The sequence below is a fragment of the Nocardia jiangxiensis NBRC 101359 genome (genome assembly GCF_000308615.1).
Taxonomy (GTDB): domain Bacteria; phylum Actinomycetota; class Actinomycetes; order Mycobacteriales; family Mycobacteriaceae; genus Nocardia; species Nocardia jiangxiensis.
In genome coordinates this window covers 275,902-282,591 of sequence record NZ_BAGB01000012.1, presented here as the reverse complement: position 1 = coordinate 282,591, position 6,690 = coordinate 275,902, and the positions used below count along the sequence as shown (strand labels likewise).

Below are 6,690 nucleotides of genomic sequence, written 5' to 3'. Positions count from 1 at the left end.
TTACTGCCCCGCTATTGGTGACTTTCGTCTTTCGATTCGACGACTATGTGCCCTTTTCATCCGGCATTCGCGGTGGCGGTTTCCGGGCTGGGATTTTCGAATTCCTCGACCATTCATTTATACCTGTTCGCTGAATCGGCGTCCACCATTCCGATGCCGGAAGTACTACGCCGGATGGCGATCTACCGATTGCGTCGTTCCAGGAAGCGCTGCACCCGATCCCGGTGCACCGCGGACCAGGCTTGCACCCGAACCGCCCACCACGGGGCGACGGCGCGCGGTCTGGCGGTGACCGCGTACGCGATGAGATCGGCGGCTTCCTCGACGGTCAACGCGGCGATGTGCCGGAAGTCGGTGGGTGCGCTCATTCGGGTGTGCACCAATGGCATGTAGACCGAGGTGGTGGTGACGTGGTCACCGGCGATTTCGGCGGCGATGCTGCGCAACCAGACGTCGAAGGCCGCCTTCGAGGCGCCGTACGCCGACCAGCGCGGACTCGGCGGCATGAGCACGCCCCAGGTGGAGACGTTCACGATATGCCCTTGCTTGCGTGCGCACATCTGCGGCAACAGCGTAAGAAGCAGCCGAACCGGGCCCAGATAATTGACGTCGATGGTGCGGGTGAAATCGTGGAAGCGGTCGTAGGACTCGGCGATCGGCCGCCGAATCGACTTTCCCGCATTGCTGATCACCATATCGATATGTCCGTACTCGGCCAGCAGCGTCCGGCCGAGTCGGTCGACCGCGGCCATATCGGCCAGGTCGGTCGGGTACGCGCGGGCCGTGCCGCCGTCCCCGGTGATGTCCGCGGCCAGTTGTTCCAGTTCGGGACCGGAACGCGCGACCAGCAGCACCACCGCGCCCGCCGCGGCGAGTCTGCGCGCACTGGCCTTGCCGATACCGTGCGAAGCACCGGTCACCAGCACTGTCTTGTCGGCGACGGCCGCGCGCAACGCCTTCTCGCTCGGCCGGAATGTCGGGTAGAACAGCCGGATCGCCACCCGCTGGGGGAGCGACCGCTCACGATGTGTGACCGGCGTCTCGTCCACAGCATTCGACTGTATCGCCCGGCCGTTGCCACTAACCCCCGGAACGAATGATCTGTTCGATATTGCGCTCGGCCAGCGCGCTGATCGTCAATGAGGGATTGACCGTTCCGGTACTACCCGGCACAGCCGCGCCGTCCATGACATAGAGGTTTCGATAACCGCGCACCCGGCCGTATGCGTCCGTTGCGCGTCCGATCACCGCGCCGCCCAGCGGATGCGCGGTGAACGACGCATCCGCATCCCGAATCGCCCGAATACCGGATCGACAATCACAACTCGCCCGGTTGTTGACTTCCCGCGCTCGCGCGACCGAGGCGGCCGACCCGCCGGGTGGCCACTGCAGAACCACGCTCCCGTCGGCCGGGTCGTAGACGAACCGGCCGCGGGTGTCGTCCAGGACGATGCCCAACGATCCGAGAACCGTGGTGTCGAAGAATGACGTTCCGGGGATGAACCAGTTCTCCAGTGCCACAGGCATTCCCGCCTCGTCCAGAATCCGGCTCGCGGACGGTGCGCCCTGCACGCCCACGTCGAACGTCTCGAGCGGCCGAGACAGGGCGACGTCGCCGTTGCCGCCCCAGCCTTCGCCGATATGTTCGTTCAGATTCGGCAGCGCACCGGTCGCCCGCGCGCGCACCAGCAGTTCGGAGGTGCCGATCGAACCCGCGGCCAGGAACAGCTTGTCGCAGGTCAAGGTCCGGGTGCCGAGCGCCTCACCGGTGGGGGCGAGCTTGGTCACCGCGACGGTGTAGCGGCCCGGCGCTCCTGGTTCCACGCCGATGGCGTCCACGCGGTGGCCCGGGTGGATCCGGGCACGGCCGGTGCCTTCGGCATCCCGCAGATAGTTCTGGTTCAGATCGAATTTCGCACCGTTGGCATTGCCGAGGTTCGAACAGCCGACCGTGGCCGATGCCCTCGATCGTCCGGCCAGCTCGCCACGGACGATCTCCCATGTCCACGCGCCGGCGACGGGCTGCGGCGTGTACCCCGCCGCGCGGGCCTGTTCGTCCCAGGACCGGGAGTGCACGAATGCGACGGAGTTGTAGATATCGACCGGTATCGGACTCGGCCGCAACATCTTTCGAACCCTGGGGTAGTAGACCTGGTGCATCTCGCGATAGTCCACGACACCGCGGAACACATGGTCGAAGAACCGCTGCTCCGGTTCGATCATCACCCCGGTGAACACCACCGAGCCGCCGCCCACACACGCTCCGCGCCACACGTCGATGCCGGGGTAGCTGCGGACATCGAGGACCCCGCCGAACGGATCGATGGCCTGCGTGACCCCATCCACCCCGGTGAAAGTCGTGCGATGCCAGAAGCCGCGGCCATCGGGAAGGGTGTCGACGGCGAAGATGTCGCGCCACGGATCATTCGGCCAGCGCGACCCGCGCTCGAGCACCGCGACGCTGGTCCCGGCCTGCGCCAGGCGCAGTGCGGTGACCGCCGCCCCGAATCCGGATCCGACGACGATCGCGGGTACGTGATCGGCCGGATCCGGCACCGGGGCGAAGATCTCCGGCACCAGCATGCGATAGATCGGCGTGTTCGGGCTGATGTTGTCGGCCCGTGCGACCGGCGTTCCGGTGCCCGCGCGCGCGAGAGCGAGCATCGCCGCGGCCGACCCGGCGCCCTGAAGGAATTCGCGCCTGTCCATGATGGCTCCTCGTCCGATCCGAACGTCGCCCCATCACCCGCCGACGCCCACAGCAGCTGCGCCGGACATAGCGAATACCTATCATAGGTAGTAAGTCGAGGGCGGGAGGTGACGATGTGATTCGCGCATGGACCCGATGGCTGCTCACGCATGGCCTGCCCCGGACCTATCTGCGATTCTCGGCGCATCGCGGTGACCCGCTCGGACAGATCGCCACCGGCGAGGATCGCCTGCTCGGTTCATCGCCGTACATCGAACAGATCCGGCGGCGGGGGCGCATTCCGCGGATGTCGGGGGTACACGTGACCGCGGACTACGAACTGTGCCGGCTCATCCTGCGCGACCGGCGCTTCGGTGTGGTCTCACCCGATCACCGGGCCCTGCCCAAGCCGATCCGCTGGATGCTGACCAAGACGGATCTGGGGCTTCCCAATCTGGGCGAACCGCCCTCGATGCTGGTCACCGATCCGCCGGATCACACCCGATTCCGCCGCGTGGTCGGGCAGGCATTCGGTCCGAAGGCGATCACCATGTTGGAGGAGCGAATCGGCGAAGTGGCCGATGAACTGGTCGAACGCCTGAAATCGAATCCGCGACCGAATCTGATCAGCGACTTCGCCGCACAACTACCGGTCACGGTCATCGCCGAAATTCTCGGGCTGCCGGCCGATATGCATTCGACCCTGCTGAAATGGGGCGATTCCGGTGCACCGCTGCTCGAACGCGGCCTGCCCTGGGCCACCTACCGGCACGCCGTCGAAGATCTGGTCGAAGTCCGGCAGTACTTCGACCGCTACCTCGACGGCCTCACCGCCGAACCGCGCGATGACGTACTGAGCATGCTGGTCACGACTGAAGATCTCACGCGCCGCGAACAAATGGCCAACGCGGCTCTGCTACTGGACGCGGGATTCCTGACGACGGTGAACATGCTCGGCAACGGAATCGTGCTACTGACCAACCACCCGAACCAGCTGGAACTGTTCGCCGCGGACCCGGGCCTGTGGTCGAACGCGGTCGAGGAAATCCTGCGCTACGACGGCCCGGTGCGCATGACCGGCCGGGTCGCGAACTGCGACGTCGACATCGCCGATCAGCACATCGCGTCGGGTTCGCTGGTCCTGCTGTCCCTGGCGGGAGCCAACCACGATCCCGCGGTCTTCCCCGACCCCGAACAGTTCGATGTGACCAGAGACAATGCCGCGGAACATCTCGGGTTCGGTAGCGGGATACACGGATGCCTGGGCGCCAGGCTCGCCCGATCGGAGGGCGCGATCGGCCTGCGAGCCCTCTTCGAGAGGTACCCGGATCTGAGCCTGAACGGCCCACCTATCCCGCACCCGCTGCGAAACCTGCACGCCTACCGGTCGATGCCCGCCACACTGGGCGCCCGCTAGCCCGATTGCGGCCCGTTGTTCACGAGCGTGCGGTCGCCGCCGTAGTGGGCGAGCACTCGGCGATCCATCACCGTGCGCCACAACGGCGGGACCAATGCCAGCACGACCATGGTGGCGTAGCCGAACGGCAGCTGCGGCGCCTCGCCGGAGCTGCGCAGCGTCTGGTAGCGACGGCCCGGGTTCGCGTGGTGATCACTGTGGCGTTGCAGGTGGAACAGGAAGACATTGGTCACCAGACGGTCGCTGTTCCAGCTGTCCCGCGGTGAACATCGCAGGTAGCGGCCGTCGGCGCGCCGACCGCGCAGCAGACCGTAGTGCTCGACGTAGTTCACCGTCTCGAGCAATGCGATGCCGACGATCGCCTGCAGAATCAGAAAGGGGATGATCACGGGCCCGAAGACCAGGATCAACATGCCGAACAACACGGCGCTCATGGACCATGCCTGCAACAGGTGGTTGTCCCGGCTGAACCATCGTCTTCCCTGCTGGGACAGGCGTATTCGCTCCAGGGCGAGCGCCGAACGGAAGCCGCCCAGGACGGTCCTGGGCAGGAATCTCCAGAGCGACTCGCCGAATCGGGCGCTCGCCGGGTCTTCGGGTGTGGCGACGCGGGCATGGTGGCCGCGATTGTGCTCGACGTAGAAATGCCCGTAACAGGATTGCGCCAGTGCGATTTTCGAGAGCCAGCGTTCGAGATGTTCGACTCGGTGGCCGAGTTCGTGGCCCGCGTTGATGCCGACGCCGGACACGAACCCCATGGTTGCGGCCAACCCCACCTTGTCGACGAGCTTCAGTTCGGGACTGGACCACATGAATCCTGCGACGACCAGTCCGGCGAACTGGATCGGCAGGAAAACGTAGATGCACCAACGGTAATAACGATCGTTGGACAGCGCCTCGTAATCCTCGTCGCGGATGTTTCGGGTGTCGATTCCCATCGCCATGTCCAGCAGTGGAATCACCCCGAGCACGACGATCGGGCCGATCCACCAGAACAGTTCGAGCCCGGTGAACCGCACCAGCTGCGAAGGCAGCAGCGCGCCCGCCGGCCCCAGTGAACTCAAGACCCAGAGGTAGCGTTTGTGATCGCGAGCCTGGGCACGTCCGAAAACCGTCATAGCCGTCTCCCCTCAGCCCAACCGACGATGATCAACGCACGGCGCCGCGATGCGGCATTCGTACAACAGCTTCAGCGCCTCGCAGGGCATTCACTCGGTGCCGGTTCGCCACGCAGCCGTGCATTGATCCAGTCGCTGAGTCCGGGATAGCTGGTGACGTAACTGGACAAGTGCTCGCCGGGCACCGTGCGGAACACGGCCGGAACGCCCCGGCTGCATTGTTCGCCGTACATGCGCTGAACGTCCTCGATCGGAATCCAGGGATCCCACGAACCGTGGTAGAGGTACAGCGGCACGCCCGAGGTCCGATTGGTCAGATCCATTTGGCGGTACAGGTTTTCGGCCGTCGGACTGTCGAGCGAATTACTGATGTTCGCCGCGATATCCATCGGGATACCGACCACGCCGAGCGGTCCGTCGGCATCACCACACAGATCGTGTGTCGGCGAAGTCACCACCCACTGCGCGAGATTGTTCATGTACTGAAGCATCTCGGGATGCTCCCGCGCTATCGCCGTCGATACCGACAACATGATACCGGACGCGATCCAGCCGTTGAAACGGTGGGCGATATCCCGGTAGTCGGTGACAAGTCCGCCCGAGGCCACACCGGTCAGAACTCTCGACAAATCCGGCGCGTACTCCCGCTGCAACATCGCGGCCGCGTACGCGGCGATCGCTCCGCCCGAATAACCCACGACCGCATAACGGCTGTCACCGAACTCCGGCAAGGCATTACGCACCGCGCGAATCGAATCGAGCACCATGTGCCCGGACACATTCGGCTCGCCATATGCCATCAGCGGACCTTCGTGGTCGGGCAGCAGAACCGCGTGCCCCTGATTCAGCGACGCATAGAGGGCCGGCATGAACCAGACCAGATCGGTATTGGTCCGATCGAATAGGTTGTGCGACAACTGATAGCCCGGGGTGCAGTGCATCCCGAGAGCATTGATCGGCATCGCGTTCACCTCTACCGGGCGGGGTCCCGGACCGCTCCACGCGGCCGCCGGGGTGATCAGCGTCGCGGTGCCGAAGGAAGGCGTGCCCGTCGCCGAGGTGGAGCGGAACTTCAACAGCACCGCGCGTCGGATCGGTACCGTCATATGCTGCGCGGTCGTCGCCGTCACATCACGTGATTCGATGATCTGCCCCGGCTTCAGTGCGGCGAGATTCGCGGGCCAGGCATCGAACATCCGATCCCCGGTCGGCGAGGACAACATCGCACGCCACAATGCCGCCTGATGATCCGCGGGCGATTGCGCGGGGCCGGCGGTCAACTGCGGCGCCTTGATGTTGTGGTCGATCCAGCTCTGCAACGGGGAGGGCGGGGAATTCACCGGAAATACCGGTGGCGGAGCGATATTCGGGCCCGGATCCGCCCCGGCCGGCTGTTCGACCGACAGCACGCAACCGACGAGAACAGCTACCACGATCGCCAGAAACCCTCTCACAAGCCAACATCC

At 65.1% G+C, this 6,690-nt stretch carries 5 protein-coding genes; 1 reads left to right on the top strand and 4 read right to left on the bottom strand.

The genetic code is table 11. The annotated features are described in order from the left end of the window. Positions 1–182: 182 nt before the first annotated feature. On the bottom strand, positions 183–1,049 hold the full coding sequence (locus tag ON40_RS04450; protein WP_245567656.1) for an SDR family NAD(P)-dependent oxidoreductase: 867 nt from the start codon (positions 1,047–1,049) through the stop codon (positions 183–185). A gap of 31 nt (positions 1,050–1,080) precedes the next feature. Beyond that, a complete protein-coding gene (locus ON40_RS04445; RefSeq protein WP_040818657.1) occupies positions 1,081–2,709 on the bottom strand; it encodes a GMC oxidoreductase in 1,629 nt (542 codons plus the stop codon). Positions 2,710–2,825: 116 nt separating this feature from the next. On the opposite strand from ON40_RS04445, the gene ON40_RS04440 reads away from it, so the two are divergent. Further along, entirely contained in the window at positions 2,826–4,106 is a 1,281-nt protein-coding gene (locus ON40_RS04440; protein ID WP_051192667.1) for a cytochrome P450, read from the top strand. Here the strand turns inward: ON40_RS04440 and ON40_RS04435 are convergent. Both ON40_RS04435 and ON40_RS04430 read right to left on the bottom strand, forming a co-directional pair. Further along, a complete protein-coding gene (locus ON40_RS04435) occupies positions 4,103–5,224 on the bottom strand; it encodes an alkane 1-monooxygenase (protein WP_040818656.1) in 1,122 nt (373 codons plus the stop codon). The genes ON40_RS04440 and ON40_RS04435 overlap by 4 nt on opposite strands. A gap of 71 nt (positions 5,225–5,295) precedes the next feature. Beyond that, positions 5,296–6,678, bottom strand: a complete 1,383-nt coding sequence (locus ON40_RS04430) for a lipase family protein (RefSeq protein ID WP_040818655.1) — start codon at positions 6,676–6,678, stop codon at positions 5,296–5,298. Positions 6,679–6,690: the final 12 nt, after the last annotated feature.

Excerpts from the sequence above, each read along its gene's own strand:
- ON40_RS04445 (WP_040818657.1), bottom strand. The coding sequence starts at position 2,709 with ATGGACAGGCGCGAATTCCTTCAGGGCGCCGGGTCGGCCGCGGCGATG.
- ON40_RS04435 (WP_040818656.1), bottom strand. The coding sequence starts at position 5,224 with ATGACGGTTTTCGGACGTGCCCAGGCTCGCGATCACAAACGCTACCTC.